This is a genomic window from Archangium violaceum, from assembly GCF_016859125.1.
Lineage (GTDB): Bacteria > Myxococcota > Myxococcia > Myxococcales > Myxococcaceae > Archangium > Archangium violaceum_A.
On record NZ_CP069338.1, the window covers coordinates 10,627,477 to 10,645,865 of the forward strand.

16 protein-coding genes and 1 riboswitch are annotated in these 18,389 nt (G+C 67.4%); of the genes, 7 read left to right on the forward strand and 9 right to left on the reverse strand.

Features of this window, described 5'->3' with window-relative positions:
* Positions 1–26: 26 nt before the first annotated feature.
* The gene (thiC, locus tag JQX13_RS44805; protein ID WP_203405532.1) at positions 27–1,910 is read right to left on the reverse strand and encodes a phosphomethylpyrimidine synthase ThiC; all 1,884 of its coding nucleotides are present in this window, start codon (positions 1,908–1,910) and stop codon (positions 27–29) included.
* A gap of 40 nt (positions 1,911–1,950) precedes the next feature.
* Positions 1,951–2,059: riboswitch (TPP riboswitch) on the reverse strand.
* A gap of 241 nt (positions 2,060–2,300) precedes the next feature.
* Between thiC and JQX13_RS44810 the strand changes: the two genes are divergently transcribed.
* The 4 genes from JQX13_RS44810 to JQX13_RS44825 all read left to right on the forward strand — a co-directional run bounded on the left by JQX13_RS44810 (position 2,301) and on the right by JQX13_RS44825 (position 6,258).
* Positions 2,301–2,738 (forward strand): CBS domain-containing protein, encoded by a 438-nt coding sequence (locus JQX13_RS44810; RefSeq protein WP_203405533.1) that lies wholly within the window; start codon positions 2,301–2,303, stop codon positions 2,736–2,738.
* Between the two features lie 22 nt (positions 2,739–2,760).
* The gene (locus tag JQX13_RS44815) at positions 2,761–4,104 is read left to right on the forward strand and encodes a universal stress protein (protein WP_203405534.1); all 1,344 of its coding nucleotides are present in this window, start codon (positions 2,761–2,763) and stop codon (positions 4,102–4,104) included.
* A gap of 124 nt (positions 4,105–4,228) precedes the next feature.
* Positions 4,229–4,756: an OsmC family protein gene (locus JQX13_RS44820; protein WP_239014231.1), complete on the forward strand. Its 528-nt coding sequence runs from the start codon at positions 4,229–4,231 to the stop codon at positions 4,754–4,756.
* Between the two features lie 77 nt (positions 4,757–4,833).
* Positions 4,834–6,258 carry a sigma-54-dependent transcriptional regulator gene (locus tag JQX13_RS44825; protein ID WP_203405535.1) on the forward strand — a complete coding sequence of 475 codons (1,425 nt, stop codon included), beginning with the start codon at positions 4,834–4,836 and terminating at the stop codon, positions 6,256–6,258.
* A 6-nt stretch (positions 6,259–6,264) separates the two neighbouring features.
* On the opposite strand, the gene JQX13_RS44830 is transcribed toward JQX13_RS44825, so the two are convergent.
* From JQX13_RS44830 to JQX13_RS44850, 5 genes are all read right to left on the reverse strand, one after another.
* Positions 6,265–7,374 carry a sensor histidine kinase gene (locus tag JQX13_RS44830; protein WP_203405536.1) on the reverse strand — a complete coding sequence of 370 codons (1,110 nt, stop codon included), beginning with the start codon at positions 7,372–7,374 and terminating at the stop codon, positions 6,265–6,267.
* A complete protein-coding gene (locus tag JQX13_RS44835) occupies positions 7,371–8,093 on the reverse strand; it encodes a response regulator (protein ID WP_203405537.1) in 723 nt (240 codons plus the stop codon). The genes JQX13_RS44830 and JQX13_RS44835 overlap by 4 nt, the downstream gene beginning before the upstream one ends.
* A 22-nt stretch (positions 8,094–8,115) precedes the next feature.
* A complete protein-coding gene (locus JQX13_RS44840) occupies positions 8,116–9,270 on the reverse strand; it encodes a protoglobin domain-containing protein (RefSeq protein WP_203405538.1) in 1,155 nt (384 codons plus the stop codon).
* Positions 9,271–9,340: 70 nt separating this feature from the next.
* Positions 9,341–10,144: a hypothetical protein gene (locus tag JQX13_RS44845; RefSeq protein ID WP_203405539.1), complete on the reverse strand. Its 804-nt coding sequence runs from the start codon at positions 10,142–10,144 to the stop codon at positions 9,341–9,343.
* A 286-nt stretch (positions 10,145–10,430) separates the two neighbouring features.
* The gene (locus JQX13_RS44850; protein ID WP_203405540.1) at positions 10,431–12,071 is read right to left on the reverse strand and encodes a hypothetical protein; all 1,641 of its coding nucleotides are present in this window, start codon (positions 12,069–12,071) and stop codon (positions 10,431–10,433) included.
* 551 nt (positions 12,072–12,622) lie between these two features.
* Between JQX13_RS44850 and JQX13_RS44855 the strand changes: the two genes are divergently transcribed.
* Together JQX13_RS44855 and JQX13_RS44860 are read left to right on the forward strand one after the other, a co-directional pair.
* On the forward strand, positions 12,623–13,531 hold the full coding sequence (locus tag JQX13_RS44855; protein WP_203405541.1) for a hypothetical protein: 909 nt from the start codon (positions 12,623–12,625) through the stop codon (positions 13,529–13,531).
* A gap of 48 nt (positions 13,532–13,579) precedes the next feature.
* Positions 13,580–13,921, forward strand: coding sequence for a hypothetical protein (locus tag JQX13_RS44860; RefSeq protein WP_203405542.1), 342 nt, complete (start codon positions 13,580–13,582; stop codon positions 13,919–13,921).
* 75 nt (positions 13,922–13,996) lie between these two features.
* On the opposite strand, the gene JQX13_RS44865 is transcribed toward JQX13_RS44860, so the two are convergent.
* On the reverse strand, positions 13,997–14,530 hold the full coding sequence (locus JQX13_RS44865; protein ID WP_203405543.1) for a hypothetical protein: 534 nt from the start codon (positions 14,528–14,530) through the stop codon (positions 13,997–13,999).
* A 459-nt stretch (positions 14,531–14,989) separates the two neighbouring features.
* Here JQX13_RS44865 and JQX13_RS44870 point away from each other — a divergent pair, with 459 nt between their 5' ends.
* Positions 14,990–16,021 (forward strand): cyclic nucleotide-binding domain-containing protein, encoded by a 1,032-nt coding sequence (locus JQX13_RS44870; RefSeq protein WP_203405544.1) that lies wholly within the window; start codon positions 14,990–14,992, stop codon positions 16,019–16,021.
* A 267-nt stretch (positions 16,022–16,288) separates the two neighbouring features.
* Here JQX13_RS44870 and JQX13_RS44875 read toward each other — a convergent pair whose 3' ends face one another.
* Entirely contained in the window at positions 16,289–17,179 is an 891-nt protein-coding gene (locus JQX13_RS44875; protein ID WP_203405545.1) for a polysaccharide lyase, read from the reverse strand.
* Between the two features lie 193 nt (positions 17,180–17,372).
* The gene (locus tag JQX13_RS44880) at positions 17,373–18,248 is read right to left on the reverse strand and encodes an N-acyl homoserine lactonase family protein (protein ID WP_239014232.1); all 876 of its coding nucleotides are present in this window, start codon (positions 18,246–18,248) and stop codon (positions 17,373–17,375) included.
* Positions 18,249–18,389 lie beyond the last annotated feature (141 nt).

An 18,389-nucleotide genomic window follows, 5' to 3' on the forward strand; every position in this document is an offset into this window, starting at 1 on the left:
AGGAGACCTCCGAAGTCAGCGGCAGCTCAGCGGTAGATCTGCCCGCCGGCCTTCTTGAACTCCTCGCTCTTCTCGGCCATGCCCGTCTCCAGGGCCTTCTGCTCGTCGAGCCCCGTCTTCTCCGCGTAGTCGCGCACGTCCTGGGTGATCTTCATCGAGCAGAACTGCGGGCCGCACATGGAGCAGAAGTGGGCCACCTTGGCGCCCTCGGCGGGCAGGGTCTCGTCGTGGAAGGCGCGGGCGCGCTCGGGATCCAACGAGAGGTTGAACTGATCCTCCCAGCGGAACTCGAAGCGGGCCTTGGACAGGGCGTTGTCGCGCATCTGCGCGCCCGGGTGCCCCTTGGCGAGGTCCGCGGCGTGAGCGGCGATCTTGTAGGTGATGACGCCCTCCTTCACGTCGTCCCGGTTGGGCAGCCCCAGGTGCTCCTTGGGCGTGACGTAGCAGAGCATCGCCGTGCCGAACCAACCGATCATCGCCGCGCCGATGCCGCTGGTGAAGTGATCGTACCCCGGCGCGATGTCCGTGGTGAGAGGCCCCAGCGTGTAGAAGGGCGCCTCGTGGCACACCGCGAGCTGCTTCGTCATGTTCTCCTGGATGAGGTGCAGGGGCACGTGGCCCGGGCCCTCGATCATCACCTGCACGTCGTGCTTCCAGGCGATCTTCGTCAGCTCGCCCAACGCCTCGAGCTCGCCGAACTGCGCCGCGTCGTTGGCGTCCGCGATGGAGCCCGGCCGCAGCCCGTCACCCAGGCTGAAGCTGACGTCGTACGCCTTGAGGATCTCGCAGATCTCCTCGAAGTGCGTGTAGAGGAAGTTCTCCTTGTGGTGGGCCAGGCACCACTTGGCCAGGATGGAGCCACCCCGGCTGACGATGCCGGTGACGCGCTTCGCCGTGAGCGGGATGTAGCGCAGCAGCACGCCCGCGTGGATGGTGAAGTAGTCCACCCCCTGCTCGCACTGCTCGATGAGGGTGTCGCGGTAGATCTCCCAGGTGAGCTCCTCGGCCTTGCCGCCCACCTTCTCCAGAGCCTGGTAGATGGGCACCGTGCCGATGGGCACCGGGGCGTTGCGGAGGATCCACTCGCGCGTCTCGTGGATGTTGCGGCCGGTGGACAGGTCCATCACCGTGTCCGCGCCCCAGCGGATGGACCACACCATCTTCTCCACCTCCTCCTCGATGGAGGAGCTGACGGCCGAGTTGCCGATGTTGGCGTTGATCTTCACCAGGAAGTTGCGGCCGATGATCATCGGCTCCAGCTCCGGGTGGTTGATGTTGGCCGGGATGATGGCCCGGCCCCGCGCCACCTCGTCGCGCACGAACTCGGGGGTGATCTCCCGGGGGATGGCGGCGCCCCAGGAGTGGCCCGGGTGCTGCCGGGACAGCTCGGAGGCCATGGCCTCGCGCTTGAGGTTCTCGCGCAGGGCCACGTACTCCATTTCCGGGGTGATGATGCCCTTGCGGGCGTAGTGCATCTGGGTGACGTTGGCGCCCGGCTTCGCCACCAGCGGCTTGCGGCGGTGGGCGAAGCGCAGCCCGTTCAGGCGCGGGTCCGCCTCGCGGGTGCGGCCATACTCGGAGGTGACTCCGGGCAACTCCTCCACGTCCCCGCGGCGGCGGATCCACTCGGCACGCACCGCGGGCAGCCCCGCCCGGAGATCCAGGGTGGCGTCGGGATCCGTGTACGGACCGCTCGAGTCATAGACGAGAATGGAGGGGTTGGGCGTCACCTTCGCGTCAGGACCATGGCCGTGGCGGGTGGGCGTCTGGCTGATCTCCCGCATGGGCACGCGGATGTCTGGGTGCTGGACTCCGGACACGTACACCTTGCGCGAGGCCGGCAGGGGCCCCCGGGTAATGCCCTCCAGCACCTTGCCATCCACCTTGAGGCTCTTCGAGGCTCCGCTCATGTCACTCCTCCTCTGTCCGGACAAAGGGAGCGGGCAGGAAGAGGAGCGCCCGCCGCTTCCCTCCGCCGGTGCTAACCGGTTCAGGTTCCAAGGGTTGGCCACTCCACGACCGTCTCAGCCTCTCTCCGGAGGCACCCCTAGCGACTGGACAGGGGTGTAACGCACCGGAGGTCCCCGCTTCAACCGTCCGAAGGGGGCTCTGTTCACGGGAAAGCCACCAGGGAAGCCCCCGCAACATCTGCGGGCGGCTCACGAGCACACGAAAACGTTGCGGCTGGTGACTACCGCGTACGGCAGCCAACGTGGCGGGCCCAGAGCAAGCCCCGCCCTGGACCCAAACCTGCAATAGCTTCTTTCAGAACCCACGACACAAGAGGACCGGAGACACGTATGCAGACCGTCGGAGAGCTGATGACCCACAACCACCTGGTCACGCTCACGGAGACCCAGAACCTGGCCATGGCAGAGGAGTTGCTCCGCCTGCATCGCATCCGCCACCTGCCGGTGGTTCGTAACGGCAAGCTCGTGGGGCTCATCACCCATCGAGACCTGCTGCGGGCCGCGGCGCAGCGCGGCGGAGCGGATCCCGCGAAGCAGCCGCTGTGGGCCTCGGACGTCATGGTGCGCGATGTGAAGACGGTGCGGTCGGATACGCCCACCCGCGAAGCGGTGAAGCTGATGCTGGACAACAAGTACGGCTGCCTGCCCGTGGTGGGGGCGGACGGCGAGCTGATCGGCATCCTCACCGAGGCGGACATGGTCCGCTACGCCCAGCACCTCATCGAGGATATGGACCGCCGCAGCCTGGCGGCCGAATACGAGGCCTGAGACGGGCCACGGGGGGAGCACCATGTCGATCGTCTTCGGAACGGATTTCTCGGAGCGGGCGATGACGGCGGCCAGGGCGGCGGCGGCACTCGCCCGCCGCGGTGGCGAGGTGCTCCACCTGGTACACATCACCGAGTACGGCAGCGTGGGGCGCACCACCTCGACCGATGAGGCCTTGAGGCGTGAGGCGCTCGCCCGCCTGGAGGCCCAGGCCTCCGAGCTGCGCACCGCGGACACGCGGGTGGAAGTCCACCTGCTGGAGGGCTCCCCGGACGAGGTGCTCGTCGAGCATGCGGCCGTCGTCCATGCCTCGCTCATCGTGGTGTCCCACCATGGGCAGCGGGCGCCGCGCTGGCGCATCGGCAACGTGGCCGAGCGGGTGGTGCAGTCCGCCCGGTGCCCGGTGCTGGTCGTCCGCTCGGCGGGCCCACTCGAGGCCTGGGCCCGAGGGGAGCGCAGCTTGCGTCTGCTCCTCGGCCTGGACTTCTCCGCGCCCTCCGAGGCGGCGGTGGCCTGGGTGCGCAAGCTGCGCATGCTCGGCACCAGCGAGGTGGTGGCAGCCCACCACTACTGGGGAGCGGATGCCCACGTGCGCTATGGCGTCCCCCTCTCCCCCGAGTCCGAGGTGACGCCCGAGGTCGAGGAGGCGCTGCGGAGGGATCTGACGGCCCGCCTGGGTGACATGCCCGGCACCGGCGCGGTGTGGGTGCACCTGGATGTCGGTCTGGGCCGGCCCTCGGACGCCCTGGTCGAGCTGGCGCGCAAGGAGGAGGCGGATCTCATCGTGGTGGGCACCCACCAGCGCACCGGGGCGAGCAAGTGGTGGTACGGCTCGGTGTCGCAGCGCATCGTCCACGAGGCGCCCGTCTCCGTGCTGTGCGTGCCGGCCAGCAGGGCCTCCGCGCTCACCATCCCCGAGGTGCGCCGGGTGCTCGCCCCCACGGACCTCTCCGAGGTGGGCGTCAGCGCCATCCGCCATGCCTATTCAATCGTTCCGTCCGGCGGCACCGTCTACCTGCTGCACGTGCTGGAGCCCCTGGACGGAACTCCGCCCCTCTACGCGAAGTACCTCGGCTCCCAGGGCGCCACGGCTCACCCCCCCGAACAGGAGCGCCTCGCCGAACAGTTGCGGGGGCTCATCCCCCCCGAGGCGGCCGCCCGTGGCGTTTCCACGCGGGTGGAGGTGGTACACGGCCGGAGGGTGTCCGAGGCCATCAACCAGGCGGCCGAGCGGCTCGGCTGCGACATCATCTGTCTGGCCACCCATGGGCGCTCGGGGTTGAGCAAGGCGCTGGTCGGCTCGGTGGCGCAGGAAGTGCTCCAGAACAGCCCCAAGCCGGTGTTGCTCATCCGGCCGCCCGTGTAGCAGGCGGACGATCAGACTCCTGCCTTGATGTCCGCTGGAGAGGGATCATTTTTGTGGTGCCGGGCTCTCCACGGCACGCACATTGAAGGTCCCATCTTGGGTAGACGATACCCGGAGGTGCGATGTGACCTACGTTGCCATCACCGAGTTCGAGACGCGGCTCCAGTGGAAGAGGGAGTACGGAGCACGGCTGTCTGGAGATCGGGCTCCGGCCATTCCCCTGGCCGGGCAACCTGACGAGCTGGAAGGGCAGTGGAACCCGGAGACCCTGCTGGTGGGCGCCGTGGAGGGACGAACCCTGGTGGCCTTCCTGGAGCAGGCGCGTTCCCTGGGTGTGGAGGTTCTCTTCTACCAGAGCTCCGCGGTGGCCCGCCGGGTGGATGGTCCGGATGGACTTCCCCACTACACGGACCTGATCGTCCGGCCCCATGTGGCCGTGCGGACCGAGGACGACGCGGCACTCGTCCGGCGCGTCTTCGAGGCGCTCCCGGAGCGCTGCTTCCCCAGCTCCGTGCTGCGGATCACCCCCCGTATCGAGCCCATCATCGACACCTGGGACGAGCAGCACGAGGAGGCGCTCGAGGAGGATCTCCTCCATGAGCAGCCGTGGTGCCGGTTGAGAGGGGAGCGTGCGGCCGGTTACGAACCTTGACGCGGCGTGCCGGGCGTGGTTGCTGACCTTCTCCGGAATTCGCCCCTACCGGGTGATTGCTTGTTACGGTTCACACCATGTCCGCTCAACGCATCCTGGTCGTCGACGACGAGGTCAATGCCCGCCGCGCCATCGCCACCATCCTGGGCGAGGAAGGTTATGAAGTCGCCGAGGCCTCCAATGGCGAGGAGGCGCTCGCTCGGCTGGCCGACTTCTCTCCCGCCGCCGTCCTGACGGACGTGCGCATGCCGAAGATGGACGGGCTCACCTTCCTGACAAAGGCCCGCGAACAGGGCTCGGACGCCACGTTCATCATGATGACCGCCTTCGCCAGCGTGGAGACGGCGGTGGACGCCATGCGCGCCGGCGCCGAGAACTACCTGGTCAAGCCCCTGGACGCCAACGCCGTGCTGGTGGTGTTGGGCAAGGCCCTGGAGAAGCGGGCCCTGAAGCGCGAGGCGGAGAACCTGCGCGAGCAGGTGCGCCAGCGCACGCGCTTCCACAACATCATCGGCGAAGCGCCCCAGCTCCAGGCCATCTACGACGTGGTGCGCCGGGCGGCGACGACCCGGGCCACGGTGCTCATCCTCGGTGAGTCCGGCACGGGCAAGGAGCTGATCGCCCAGGCCATCCACCAGGAGTCCCAGCGGCGCGACAAGCCCTTCATCAAGGTGCACTGCGCCGCGCTCTCCGAGAACCTGCTGGAGAGCGAGCTGTTCGGCCACGAGAAGGGCGCCTTCACCGGCGCACTGGCCCGCAAGGAGGGCCGCTTCGAGTTGGCCGACGGAGGCACCCTCTTCCTGGACGAGATCGGTGAGATCTCCCCGGCGGTGCAGGTGAAGCTGCTGCGCGTGCTGCAACAGCGCGAGTTCGAGCGCGTGGGCGGCACGCAGTCACTGAAGGTGGACGTGCGCATCGTCGCGGCCACCCACCGCGATCTGACGGCCGAGGTGAAGGCGGGCAGGTTCCGCGAGGACCTCTACTACCGGCTGAACGTTGTGGCGGTGACGCTGCCGCCCCTGCGCGAGCGCAAGAGCGACATCCCCGCGTTGGTGAACCACTTCCTGGAGAAGTACAGCGACGCGTACGGCAAGGACGTGCGGGGACTGGCGCCGGGCACGCTGCAGGCGCTGCTGTCGTACGACTGGCCGGGCAACATCCGCGAGCTGGAGAACGCCATCGAGCGTGCGGTGGTGCTGGCCACGGGCAACGAGCTGACGACGGATGATCTGCCGCCCGTGCTGCGAGGCCCACGGCCCACCGGCTCGTCGCCGTCGTCCCTCATCCCGGGCGCCTCGCTGGCGCAGATCGAACGCGAGGCGATCCTCCGCACCCTGGAGATGGTGCACGGCTCCACCACGCGGGCCGCGGAGATCCTCGGCATCAGCGTGCGCAAGGTGCAGTACCGGCTCAAGGAGTACAGCGCCGCCACGGACGGCAAGCCCGCTCCGGCAGCCGATCCGGAGGAGGAGAACCCGGAGGCCGAGGCCGCCGCCGAGTAGCCCGGCTCAGCGGGCCAGGGGCAGGCGCAGGAAGAACCTCGCCCCACCCTCCGGAGAGCTGTCCACCTCCAACGAGCCTCCGTGCTGCGTCACGATGGAGTGGACGATGGACAGGCCCAGCCCCGAGCCCTGCGCCTTCGTGGTGAAGAAGGGCTCGAAGAGCCGGTCGCGGACCTCCAGGGGAACGCCCGGGCCCGTGTCGTCCACGGTGATCCACGCCATGTCTCCCTCCTGGCCCGCGGAGACGCGGACGAGTCCCCCGGCCGGCGTGGCCTCCAGCGCGTTGATGGCCAGGTTGATGATCACCTGCCGCAACCGCTCCTCCTCGCCCCAGACGGGAGGCACCGACAGGACCCCCTCCCCTTCCAGCTCCAGCCGGACGCGGCGGGCATCCGCCTGGCCTCCCAGGAGATCCACCACGCGCCGCAGCAGCGCCCTCACCTCCACCGGCTCCGGGCGGAACTCGCGAGGCCGCGCGAACTGGAGGAAGTCCTCGAGGATGTGATCCAACCGGCGGATCTCATCGCGCACCAGCAGCAGGGGATCCAGCAGGTTGGGCTGCAGCTCCTCGGAGAGCCGCCGGATCCTGCGCTCCAGCACCGAGAGCTGGAGGGCCGCCGCGTTGAGCGGATTGCGGATTTCGTGGGAGAGCCCCGCCGTCATGGTGCCCACCGCGGCGAGCTTCTCCGTCACCTGGGCCCGGCGCGCCAGCTCGCGCTTCTCGGCCTGCAGGCGCACCTGACGCATGGCCTGCTCCAACGTGAGGAGCAGCTCGTTGGGCGCGCAGGGCTTCATCAGGTAGGCGCAGGCCCCCGCGCGCACCGCCTCCACCGCCGTCTCCAGCGTGGCGAAGCCGGTGAGCAGCACCACCTCGGACTCGGGCACCTTCTCCTTCAGCTCGCGGGCGAGCGCCGTCCCCTCCCCGTCCGGCAGCCGCAGATCCACCAGCGCCACGTCGAAGCCCTCCCGGGCCCGCTCGCGCGCCTCACGGCAGCTGCTCGCCCCCTCCACCAGGTAGCCCGCGTCGCCGAGCAACTCCTGGAGGTTGTCGAGGAAGGCCGCGTTGTCGTCGACGACGAGCACCCGGGGACGATGGGAAGAATGCGGAAGGCTCATGACACCTGCTGACGGCGCGAGGCGTGGACGCGCTCCAGCACGTCCAGCAACGTGGCCGTATCGAAGGGTTTGGGGAAGATGCCCGCGTGCTCCGGCATGGTCGCATCCGGTACCACCTCCGGGAAGGCCGTCATCACGAATACCGGCAGCTCGGGGAAGCGCGTCCTCAGCCGGCGCAGCGCCTCGCCATCCGGGCCACCCGGCAGCCGCAGATCCACCAGCGCGGCGAAGGGCCGCACCGAGGCCAGTTGCTCCGCGTCCAGCACCGAGCGCGCGGTGACGCACGAGAAGCCGCGGGAGCGCAACACCTCGGTGAGGTTGTCGCTGAGGGCCAGATCGTCCTCGACGAGCGCCACCAGCCCATCCCGGCGCGCCTCGGACAACAGCGAGACGAGCGTGGGAATGGGCACGGGCTTGGGCAGCACCGCGAGCAACCCCTCGCGCCGGGCCGTCTCCAGGTCGTCCTCTCCGGGGTGGGCGGTGATGACCACGGCGGCGAGTCCCGGATCCACCTTGCGGATGTGGTGCACCGCCGCGGCCCCGCTCATGCCCGGCATCTTCATGTCCGTGAGGAGCACGTCGAAGCGCCGGGTGCGCGCGAGCTCCAGGGCCCGTGCCCCGTCCGTCACCACCGTGGCCTCGTCCCCCCCATCCCGGAGGATCTCCGCGAGGTTCTCCGCGAAGGCCAGGTTGTCATCGAGTAGCAGGTAGTTCCTCATGCCATTCCCTATGTATTCCCTACTACAGGGAAGGGGTGGGGAGCGGGAGCTTCAGGACGAAACGCGCGCCACGGCCCTCGGCGGGGGCATAGACGATGGAGCCTCCATGGCGCTCCAGGATGCGCTTGACGAGCGGCAGACCCAGGCCGATGCCCCGGGCCTTGGTGGTCATCAGGGGCTCGAACATCCGGCGCCGGATGGGCTCGCTGACGCCCGGCCCCGAGTCCTCCAGGACGAGCTCCACCGCCGCCGGGCCCGACGAGGCCGACAGCGTCACCGTCCCCGTCTCGCCCAGGGCCTGCACGGCGTTCTCCAGCAGGTTGACGAAGACCTGGCGCACCTGCCCGGCGTCTCCCCGCAGCGTGGGGAGCCCCTCCAGACCCTCGGCCCGGATGGACACGCCCGCGGGCGCCTGCACCGAGGTGAGCGCGTCCTTCCACACCTCGTCGAGCCGCAGGGGCTCGCGCTTGAGCGGCCGGTCGCGGATCATGTCCAGCAGATCCGAGACGATGCGATTGGCCAGCGACACCTGCTCGCCGATGCGCTCCAGGTGCTTGGCGGCGCGCTCGTCGGTGGCCAGGGGCCGGCCCTTGAGGATGAAGAGCGACGTCTCGATGACGCCCAGGGGATTGCGCAGCTCGTGCCCGATGGAGCCCACGAGCTGGCCGAAGGTGGACAGCCGCTCGTTGCGCGCCTGCTGGGCGAGGAGATCCTCCCGGTAGGTGTGCAGCATGATGGCCAGCTCGAGATCGAGGATCTTCCCGAGCGCCACGCGCGCGGCCCTCAACACCTCGGGCTGGCGGGCGTAGTTCTCGTCGATGACGCGGTTGAACTCCTGCCGCAGGGTGTTCATCGAGCCGAACATGTAGTGCTGGGGAAGCGCGATGCGCACGTGCATGCGGCCGATACGGCAACGCAGGTTGTAGTAGTCCTCGTCCCAGGGCCCGCGCAGGAGCTGCTCCATCCAGGCCCGCAGCGTGACCTTGAGGTGCCCCACCTGGCTCTCGCCGGCCAGGGCGCTGCGCGCACCTTCGTGTTCCAGGATGCGGGCATAGAAGACTTCCGCGATGGCCGGGAACTGGGGCTGGGCCACCTCGTGCAGGACCCGGAGCGCCTGCTCGTCCTCGGGTCCAAAGCCCACGTAACGCTTCAACTCTTCGAACAAGGTCTCCGCCATTCGTAGATGAACGTCTTAGCGCGCCCGGATTCGGGAAACACCGGGTTACCTCCCCTCCCCTGCATGGAAATCAACCTTGCGGGGGAGCCGAGGACCAGGGCAGTTGCTCCATGGTGCAACCGAGCTGATGGGCCAGCTCCAGGAGCAGGAGCTCTCGCTGCGTGCGCAGCTCCAGGCGGGCCCGCTGCTGCCGCTCGAGGAATCGCAGGCCATTGAGGACCTCCAGGAGGCCCGCCTCACCCGAGGAGAGCGCGATGAGCGCGGACCCCAGGGACTCCTCGGCCGCGGGCAGCAGCTGCGCCTCCAGGGAGGTCAGGAGCCGATCCACCGAGGCCAGGCGGGCCAGCAGGCGATCCACGGAGGGAGGGAGCGGCTCTCCCCTGCCGGTGCGAGCGAAGACCAGGCCCACGAGCGCGTCCCGCTCCAACGTTCCATCCGGGGACCAGGGCGGCGGGCGCTCGCCTTCGAGGATCGCGTTGTCCGGATCACTCCGGCCCAGCTCGTCGAGCAGCTGCTTTCGCGCCTCCTCCAGTGTCACCAGCTCATGGTTCGCGGCGATCAGCTCGGCATCGAGCCGCACGTGCTCGTGGGCGAGGAGGACCTCCTGGGGCACCTGCGCGGTGAATCGCCCGAGTGTGTCGAGGAAGTCCCGGGTGCCCTGCGCGATGCCATGCGCCTCGCGGTTGAAGCGCAACCACAGCCGCACGGAGGCCTCCTCGCGTCCGGGAGACTCCAGGAAACGGGCGAGCTCGACGGGCCTGGGCGCGGGTGGCCGCTGGATGATGAGGAGAGGACGGCCGGGCTCCACCGCGCGGGCGGGACCCGTCAGCAGGAGCGCGAGGACGACGAGGAATGCCCTGGAGAGGTGGAACATGGTGGCGCCTTCCTCGGAACTGACAGGGCAAGAAGCACGCCAGGACGGGAGCCATGGGGAAGAGGCCCGAAGGGGCGCAAGCCTTGCGGCCGGACGGATGGGCACGCAGTCTTTGCGGCCCCATGACCTCTCCTGGACTCCTCGGAGTCCCACGAAGGAGGGAGCCATGAAGATGAAGGCGCCGTGCTTTGGTGGCTCTCCCGCACTTCATGTGGTTCTGCGGCAGCGAGCAGGCGAACCTCGGTCGTGTAGCCATCCTCATGCGCTCCCGCTGAAGCCGTCGAGCTCAGTTGATATCGGGATGGTATTCCGCGAACTCGCCCCGCTTCTGCACCATGTCGTCGACGGGCACATCCTTGGGCTGCACCAGCCCCGGGGTCGATACCGAGGCGGTACAGGCAAACCCACCCACGGGCGTGGCCGTACCCAGTCGCTGCATGACCTCGTTGCGGTTGCCGGGCGTCAACCCGTGCTCGGGCCGGTACAGGGAGAAGGGCTTCCACCCATGGTGGTAGATGGGCACTTTCTGCCGGCACAGCAGATAGCGCCAGTCGCCGAAGGGAAGGAGCTCATGCAGGCCACTGGATAGGTTGCTGATGAAGTCCCAGCAGTCCGCTTTATCCAACGGCGCCTGGAACTTGCTCTTGGTCGTGTAACTGACGCTGCCACTGAAGAAGATGACATTGGCCAGAGCCGGGCTCAGCTCAGGCCTCCTCAACCCGTCGACGAACGTCCGCACGGCCATGAGCTCTTCTTCCATGCTCTTCCACACGAAGGCAGGCACCTGGAAGCCATCGGAGGGATCTCGGATGATGGAGATGGCTTCGGGCAGCCCGGTGATGTCGAAGCCGATCAGCGAGGCTGTGGACTTGCTCCCGGAGGTCGTCTGCTCGGAGCTGGAGTCCTTCATGAGATGGAGGGGGCTCAGGGCACAGCGCATGTAGTCCTGGAGCTGAGCAGTGCCATTGATGGCGCCATCGCCCCACTGCGTGAAGCTGTTCCTCAAGACATCGCGATCGATGGTGAAGAACACGTATTTGATGGGCTTGCCGAAGTAGTCTTCGACGTTGGCCCAGAAGTTCGTGAAGATCTCGAGCACCTTGCCGTTGTTCTTGAGATCCTCCTGGCTGAAGGTGGGTTTGCTTGGAGCCACCCCCTGTCCACCTTGAGCGATGAAGTGATTTCCCGTCCCGTGGGGGTGATTGAAGGTGGACAGGTAGCAGGCGGGGGCGCCCTCCTGAACGATCGCGCTCACCAGCATGCCCCCCCATCGGTCGCTGGCCACGAACCGGGAGGACTTCGTTCCCGCGTCCGAGTGGCTGTCGAAGTTGATGATGGCCACCGGCCCGTCTAGTGGCTGTCTCTTCTTCAAGGATTTGACCGCATACAAACCCCAGAGATACCCCGTCGTGTGGAAGCTGTTGTTGTCACACACCGAGAAGACGGGGAAGCCCAGGCTCGGCTCCAGGCCGACGAGCCCGTCGATGAACGCATCCATCTGCTCCTTGGGAACCGCGGAGGATTTGTTCGTCTCCTTCGCGGAGGACGCCTGCTGCAACCCCGAGCTCGTGCTCGTCGTCAGTCTCGTCGTGGAGGCATTCTCGTTGACGGGTTTCTTGAGCGACAGCGAGGGGAACGGGCGCCAGGAGGTCTCGCTCTCCTTTTCCTTCTTCTGTTTCAGCACGGGCGTTGGACTCAGGGTCGGCTTGTGCCGGAACGAAGTCGCCGGGTTCAGCGGGTTCGGAGCCGTCTTGTTCTGACTCAAGACGGGCTTGATCATGTTCAGTGCCGATTCGTTGGGTTGGACCGGCCTGGAGATGCTGGGGGTGCTGTTCGAAGCCGAGTCCTGCTGCACTTCCTTCGCCGCGCAGAACTCGCACGTCGCCTGCTTGTAGAATCCCTTGTGATTCGCGCAATAGCCCGGCATCTCGCTCTCCTCAGCCCCCCTTATAGGGCGGCTCGCGCTCCTCCGCGAAAACTTCGGCGTACCAGCCATTCGAACCTCCGGAGTCACCGGGTTTCCACCTACGTCTGCCGTCACTCTGGATGGGGAGGTGTCGTTGTCGCGGCAGGGGCTGGGGCCTGGTGACAGCCGTCACCACCCATGGCCTGGGGCCTGGTGACAACAGTCACCATCTTGCCCGCCAAAGGGGGCGGCCCCAGAGGGAGCGCTGTCCCTCCTGGGCTGGCATCCCCGGTGCACTCAGGGTTCGCAGGCACTGTTCTCCAGAGGCGCACATGTTCAAAGCCAGGTTCCCTTCCTTCAAGCTTCCGTCCGCACCGACGCGCTCTCCTTCCCCTGGACCCAGTCAGCGCTCCGGACCGTCCGAATCTCCCAGCCGCACTTCAGGGCCAAACGTGCCGGGCAGGACCCAGGGGACGCCGCGGAGTCCCCACCTCCAGGATTCCTTTGATCAGCAGCCCCGGGGCACGCCGAAAGGGGGCCCGACCACCGCCAATCCTTCCTTCTGGTCCAGGATGTCTCCGGGGAACCTGTTTGGTTCATCCCCCACGAAGCAGCAGATCAAGCAGGATGTCACCACCCTGCACAACACGCCGGGTGGCTTTCCCGCCCCCAACTCCCTCTACCACGCCACCTCGTCGGCCGCGTGGGATGGAATGAGCAAGACGGGAGGACTGGCTCCCCCCACGATGCTCAGCCAGCACGGCATCGTGCGCAAGACGGGCGAGGGAGACCAGTACAGCGCGCAGGCGGGCGAGAAGAACTTCATCAGCTTTGGTCAGGGAGCACAGGGTCTGGGCACGTCCCGCGCTTATTTCAAGCAGACGGCGGACTCGGCCAGCTACAGCCCCCACCTCTACTCGGATACCCAGCTCAAGACCGAGATCGATCAGTCGAAGAAGCTGCTCGCCAACTGGAATGCCCCCGAGGGCAAGGCGTATGGCGACATGGTGGACAAGCCTCGAGTGGAGGCGCGTCTGCGGCAGCTGGAGGCGGAACAGAGCCTGCGCACGAACATGCCCGGTCGGCAGACGCCCTACCCCTTGATGTTCGACTTCAATGGCGACAAGTTGAACGCCAGGCCCATGGGCATGGGGCCGGGAGAGGTCGCCGTGCACGGTCCCGCCATGTTCAAGGACAACCTCCAGCGCGTGTTCGTCCCGGTGGACAGGGTCTCGGACATGCAGTCCCGCCTGAACACGACGTTGGGCTCCGGCCACTCCGTGCAGGTGCTCTCCTTCGAGGGCCAGACCAGGTTCCTCGAGCAGCAGCGGCAGTCCCTGGGACGCACTCCCAACAACCCGGCCCACCTCGCCCTGCGGGCCGATGAGACCGTCTCGAGCAACCTCAACGCCAATGAGGACAAGCGCAAATTCTTCTACGACATGGCCGGGAGCGACATGGGCGTGCCGACCATTTCGTAGTGCTCCCCGCTCCCCGCCTTCCTCTTTCCTTTTCCAGGAGACTTCTCCATGTCCACCCTTCTCGCCATTCCCAAAGCCAGTGATTTCTACCCACAGGGCGCGCCCTCGGAGATCAGTGTGGCGCCAGGCGGCACGCTCCAGGTGAAGTGCGACGACGACGTCCTCTATGACTGGGTGACGAACCTGCTGGCCGAGCGCCTGTTCGTGCAGGGCCAGGGGTTCAGCCGGTTGAAGCGCGACGCCCGCGGCCAGCTCACACGGGATCCGGAAACGCACAAGTTCCAGATCGAAGGCTACGTGGACCTGGCCCAGCCCGCTCGGGAGATCCTCGGGGCCATCCGCGACAACCTGGAGGCGACCGAGCAGTTCGAGCTGTCCTGGAAGGATTGACCGGCGCGGCCCAGGCAGCTCCTCCCTTCACGTGGCCCGTCCGTCCTATGTCGATCCGTGGACGCGGTACGGCGGCTACGGCTGGGCGAGCCATTCCACCGCGGGGCAGTGGGCCTCGAGCCCGTACTCCTTCGAGGCCGCACGGAAGAGCGTCCAGCGATCCACCGGGTTCACAGACGCCACCGCCTCAGCGGCACGCCGGACCATGGGATCGAGGCTCGGAACCAGCGCGAGTAGCCGTTGTGCCGAGCGCTTCAGGTAGTCCTCCGGAGGAGGGCCTCCGCCCGGTGGGACGCCCTCGGTCAGTGCCTCGCACACTCGTGCGAAGCTGCTCGCGAGCGCCGTACGCCGGGCGGTGCGCTCGGCGGCGGTAGTGGAAAAGGTCAGGGTCCAGGTCACCGACACATCACGGACGAAGAGCGGCTCGAACCGGATCGACTCGACCAGTTCCTCCACGCAGTTCTCATCGAGGTACACCGAGCGAATCGAGGAGGAATCGACCCGGACCGTTCCTTCAGACAGGATCGTGAAGGGGATCAAGACCCGGTCGTCCTCGCCGTCTTGAACATCGAGGACGTCGGGGCCGTTGCCGAAGACAGCGAGGCGCATGCAGCTTCTCAACCGGGGCCGTATCGGCGCCAGCGCCTCCGAGACATCCTGGGTGCGCAGTCCCGGCGTTACCTCCAGGGTCTCGGCGGCGCCGCGGATGCCATCCCCACCTGACCGTACGCCCTGGCCGGCCACACAGCCCGCCACAACGGCCGCGGCCAGAAAGACAAAGAGCCTCATGCACGGCAAGAAGCCACACGGGCTGACGGAAGACAACGGAAGAGCGTCAGGAGTCGAGTCCCAGTTCGTTGCCTGGGCCACCAGCGCCTTGCCCGTGCCCGTCCGCCGCGGCGCATAAGCGGCCGCCACAATCCGCGCACACCTCGTACGAGCGGCCTCCTGTGATGGCACTCACTCGCCGGGTGTTGGCGCCGTCACAGTCCCCCCGCGGCCTCCAGGGCAGACTTCTTCGTGTCAGGGCGCGAACCCCTCACGCGACGCCCTGACATCGAGGCCGCCATGTCCCGCATCACGAGCACCGAGGTCATCCTCCCCTCCTCCCTCTCCGCCGAGGCGCGACACCAGCTCACCGACAGTCTCTACGCCGTCCACGCTCGGCTCTTCGAGTCGGAGGAGGAGCGCGAGGCGTGGGCCCGCTGCGACAGGCCCGAAGCGCTCTACTTCCTCGAGACCGCCACGGACCATGCCGGAGGGCACGGGCTGGTGACGGTGGCGCCCATCACCCTGGAGACCGTGCTGAGCCTGGCCCGCTCCCTGCTGATGCGGCGGCTGCGCCAGTCCATGACGAGGCTGGCGGCCCGGGTGCTGGGCACGCGGCTCGGGGCGCGCCTGGGCCGCTCCCTGGTGCTCCGCACGTTGCGCCACGTTCCGCTCTTCGCCCGGCTCGACGAGGCCACCCTGCGCGGCCTGGCCGAGCGCGCGGAGCTCCTCGTGCTGCCCGCGGGCAGGGAGGTCTTCCAGGCGGGAAGCGCCGGTGACGAGCTGTACCTGCTGGAGACCGGCGTGGTCCATGTGCTGGCCCAGGGAGGGAAGCTCATGGACGAGCTGGGCAGCGGCGCCGTGTTCGGAGAGCTGGCCCTGCTCACCCATGAGCGCCGCTCGGCGACCGTCCGCACGGCAACGGCCTCGACGTTCATCCGCATCCCCCGCTCGGCGCTCCTGCCGTTGCTCGAGGGGGATGACCGCCTGCGCGAGCGGATGTGGAAGACGCTCGCCGAGCGGCGCTTCGATGATGTGGCGCGGGGGCTGGAGGGCTACGGGCACCTGGAGCGCGCACGCCGGCTCTCCCTGCTTCGCTCTGGAGAGCACCGCGAGCTGAGGCCGCAGGAGTGGCAGAACATCGAGGCGGGCACCCACCTGTTCGTGCTGTCGGGCGCGGTGGACTTCGAGCACGCGGGGCTGGTGGTGACCCAGCGGGACTCCACGCTCCTGGAGGTCGGCCAGCCGCTCCGGGTGAGGGCCCGGGAAGCCACGCGGCTCGTGCTCCTGAATCCGAATAGGAGCGACGGGAGCCCTGAAGCGTCTCGCTGAAGCCACGCACCGCGAACCTGGTGGTGCTGTAGCCCGTCTTGCCGGCGAAGCCCAGCAGTCAACAGTCACCGCACAGGCGGGCTCCTGCTGGATCAAGTGCGATGACGGGCGCGAGACGACGGCCTACGCCGGCAGCCAGACGGACTGCAGCATGAACGCGTACCAGTGGTGCTACCCCTACGGCGGCTCGACCCGTTACACGAGCGATGGCGACGAGACCGGGCGATGGCTTCCGCCAGGCGAGCCTGGGCGGGCCCGGCGTGCGACTCAGCAGCCGCCGGACAGCTCGCAGATGTCCGACGGGTTCGTCGAGACCTTCAGGTCGTCGTACCAGATGTAGGAGTTGATCGTCGGGGCGAACTCGGTCGTGGCCCCGCCGAAGAACGAGGAGAAGTAGGCCTTGTCGACCAGGTCCGAATTGCGCACGAAGCGCAGTCCAGAAATCCTGGCGGCCGAGGTGCCGTTATACCAGACCTCGATCTCACCGTCGGGGTTCGCATTCCCGTTGGTCACGGAATTGACCTTGAGCCGCTGGGCAATGTGCACCCAGGTGCCGCGGGGATAGTAGATGTCGGCGCCTGCTCGGGTCTTCAACACCGCCTGGTCGCCGTACTCTCCCTCATGGCCCATATGGTAGTAATAGATCGCCGCCTGGCCTCCCGCGCGCCAGATCATGCGCGAGCTGAACCCGTTGTAGCCAGTGCAGACCTGGCCGCCGGAGCACGCGCCGCCCCCCGCCAGACCGAGTCCGAGTTTGCCGGCGAAATGGGTCGTGCCCCAGCTGAAGTCACTGCTGAAGCGCACCCAGTACGACAAATAATACTCCCGTCCGGGGAGCAGCGTGAACGGCGCCTGGGCGCCGGAGTCCTCTGGGCCAATCTTGTCAGCCGGGTAGGTGATGCGCAGCGACTTGAGACCCGAGTGCCTGAAATTCACCCCGTCGATCCAGGTTCGAGTGCTCATCCCCACCTCCCAGGGGGCGCTCCAGCCGTCCGCGGCCCAATCGCCGAGCGAGTAGGTGCTCAGGCTGGCGGGCCTCTCGAAGGTGTTCACCTTGTACGTCGAGGCGACAAGGGGCAGGACGTCGGCGGCCGCGACGTCAGGAGCGGCGTGCGCGACCTCGGGGGCCACCAGAGAGAGGAGGAGCGAAGTGAGCAACGGAGTTCGTGCATTCATAGGGTATTGCCAGTCGTGAAGGAGCTGAACGGATGGAGTCAGAAACCCGGTTTTTCGAATCATGCCCCGATTTTCAGCCCGTGTGACTCCCCCCATCCCCGGGGCAGCTCGTCACCTTGTCAGAGCGAACCCCTCCGCCCCGTAGAAGTCGCGGCTCTTCACCACCCCGCCCCCCTCACTCCAGATATGCCGGAAACTTCGGCAGTGCGCGAACGTCCTCCAGCGAATGCTGTACCAGGAAGCGCCCGTGGGTCTCCTGGAGGAGTGCCTCGACCCGTTCGAGGGATGAGAGCGTCTCCGGGCGGCTGAGGTTGAAGTGCGGCACGACATGGCTCCGCCAGTTCTCGCGCGTATGGCAGAGGTCGCCTGATAGGACGAACGTGCCCGCCTGCGGGAGCCGGACGACGAGCGACTGATGTCCGGGAGTATGCCCGGGTGTCTGAATGACGCGCACGCTGCCATCGCCGAAGACATCGGCATCGCCGTCGAGGAGTTGCAGCTTCGCCGTGCGATACGCGGAGAACACCGTCGCATCCACACCGAGTGGCGTCGGGGTCTGGGTCGCCCAGTCGAGCTCGCGCCGCTGGAGGATCCACGTGGACGAGGTGAACGCATTGGCATTGCCGGCATGGTCGGCATGCAGATGCGAAAAGGCGACATAGCGCACGTCCTGGTGATCGAGACCGAGCTGCCGCAATTGAGTGCTTAGCGGAGTATCGACGTAGGTCCGATTCCCCACCGGGTCGGCTCCGGGCGCCTGGGCAATGGAGTCGCTCAGCCCCGTGTCCCACAAGAACACGCCCTGGGGATGCCGGATCAGGAAGCAAGGGACGGTGAGCGTACCGGCCTGGCCCGTGGGCTCGCCGCTGCCCGAGAAGAAACCCATGTCCTTGATTTCGATCCGACCGCAGTCGAGCACGTAGAGACGAATCGGAGGTGGCTCCTCGGCGGCGGAGGCCGGCGCGCCGGCAGCGGCTGACCTCGCCCCGGCGCACGCTGTGCACAGGACGGGCATGAGCATGAAAGAAAGCAGGTGGGAAATTCGGGACATGTTCTTCTTCTCCAGATGTCGGCTCGGGACCCGAGTCTCCATTCTGTAATCTCAGGGACGAATCATGTCGAAGCAAAATCACACCCGGCCGAGGCGGCGCTTCCGTCAAAGATGAGAGGCATTACAGCCTGGCAGTCCGTT

Coding starts and splice junctions, on each gene's coding strand:
- JQX13_RS44850 (WP_203405540.1), bottom strand. CDS start 12,071: ATGCCGGGCTATTGCGCGAATCACAAGGGATTCTACAAGCAGGCGACG.
- JQX13_RS44825 (WP_203405535.1), top strand. CDS start 4,834: ATGTCCGCTCAACGCATCCTGGTCGTCGACGACGAGGTCAATGCCCGC.
- JQX13_RS44860 (WP_203405542.1), top strand. CDS start 13,580: ATGTCCACCCTTCTCGCCATTCCCAAAGCCAGTGATTTCTACCCACAG.
- JQX13_RS44870 (WP_203405544.1), top strand. CDS start 14,990: ATGTCCCGCATCACGAGCACCGAGGTCATCCTCCCCTCCTCCCTCTCC.
- JQX13_RS44835 (WP_203405537.1), bottom strand. CDS start 8,093: ATGAGGAACTACCTGCTACTCGATGACAACCTGGCCTTCGCGGAGAAC.
- JQX13_RS44845 (WP_203405539.1), bottom strand. CDS start 10,144: ATGTTCCACCTCTCCAGGGCATTCCTCGTCGTCCTCGCGCTCCTGCTG.
- JQX13_RS44815 (WP_203405534.1), top strand. CDS start 2,761: ATGTCGATCGTCTTCGGAACGGATTTCTCGGAGCGGGCGATGACGGCG.
- JQX13_RS44880 (WP_239014232.1), bottom strand. CDS start 18,248: ATGTCCCGAATTTCCCACCTGCTTTCTTTCATGCTCATGCCCGTCCTG.
- JQX13_RS44865 (WP_203405543.1), bottom strand. CDS start 14,530: ATGCGCCTCGCTGTCTTCGGCAACGGCCCCGACGTCCTCGATGTTCAA.
- JQX13_RS44810 (WP_203405533.1), top strand. CDS start 2,301: ATGCAGACCGTCGGAGAGCTGATGACCCACAACCACCTGGTCACGCTC.
- thiC (WP_203405532.1), bottom strand. CDS start 1,910: ATGAGCGGAGCCTCGAAGAGCCTCAAGGTGGATGGCAAGGTGCTGGAG.
- JQX13_RS44855 (WP_203405541.1), top strand. CDS start 12,623: ATGTCTCCGGGGAACCTGTTTGGTTCATCCCCCACGAAGCAGCAGATC.
- JQX13_RS44830 (WP_203405536.1), bottom strand. CDS start 7,374: ATGAGCCTTCCGCATTCTTCCCATCGTCCCCGGGTGCTCGTCGTCGAC.
- JQX13_RS44840 (WP_203405538.1), bottom strand. CDS start 9,270: ATGGCGGAGACCTTGTTCGAAGAGTTGAAGCGTTACGTGGGCTTTGGA.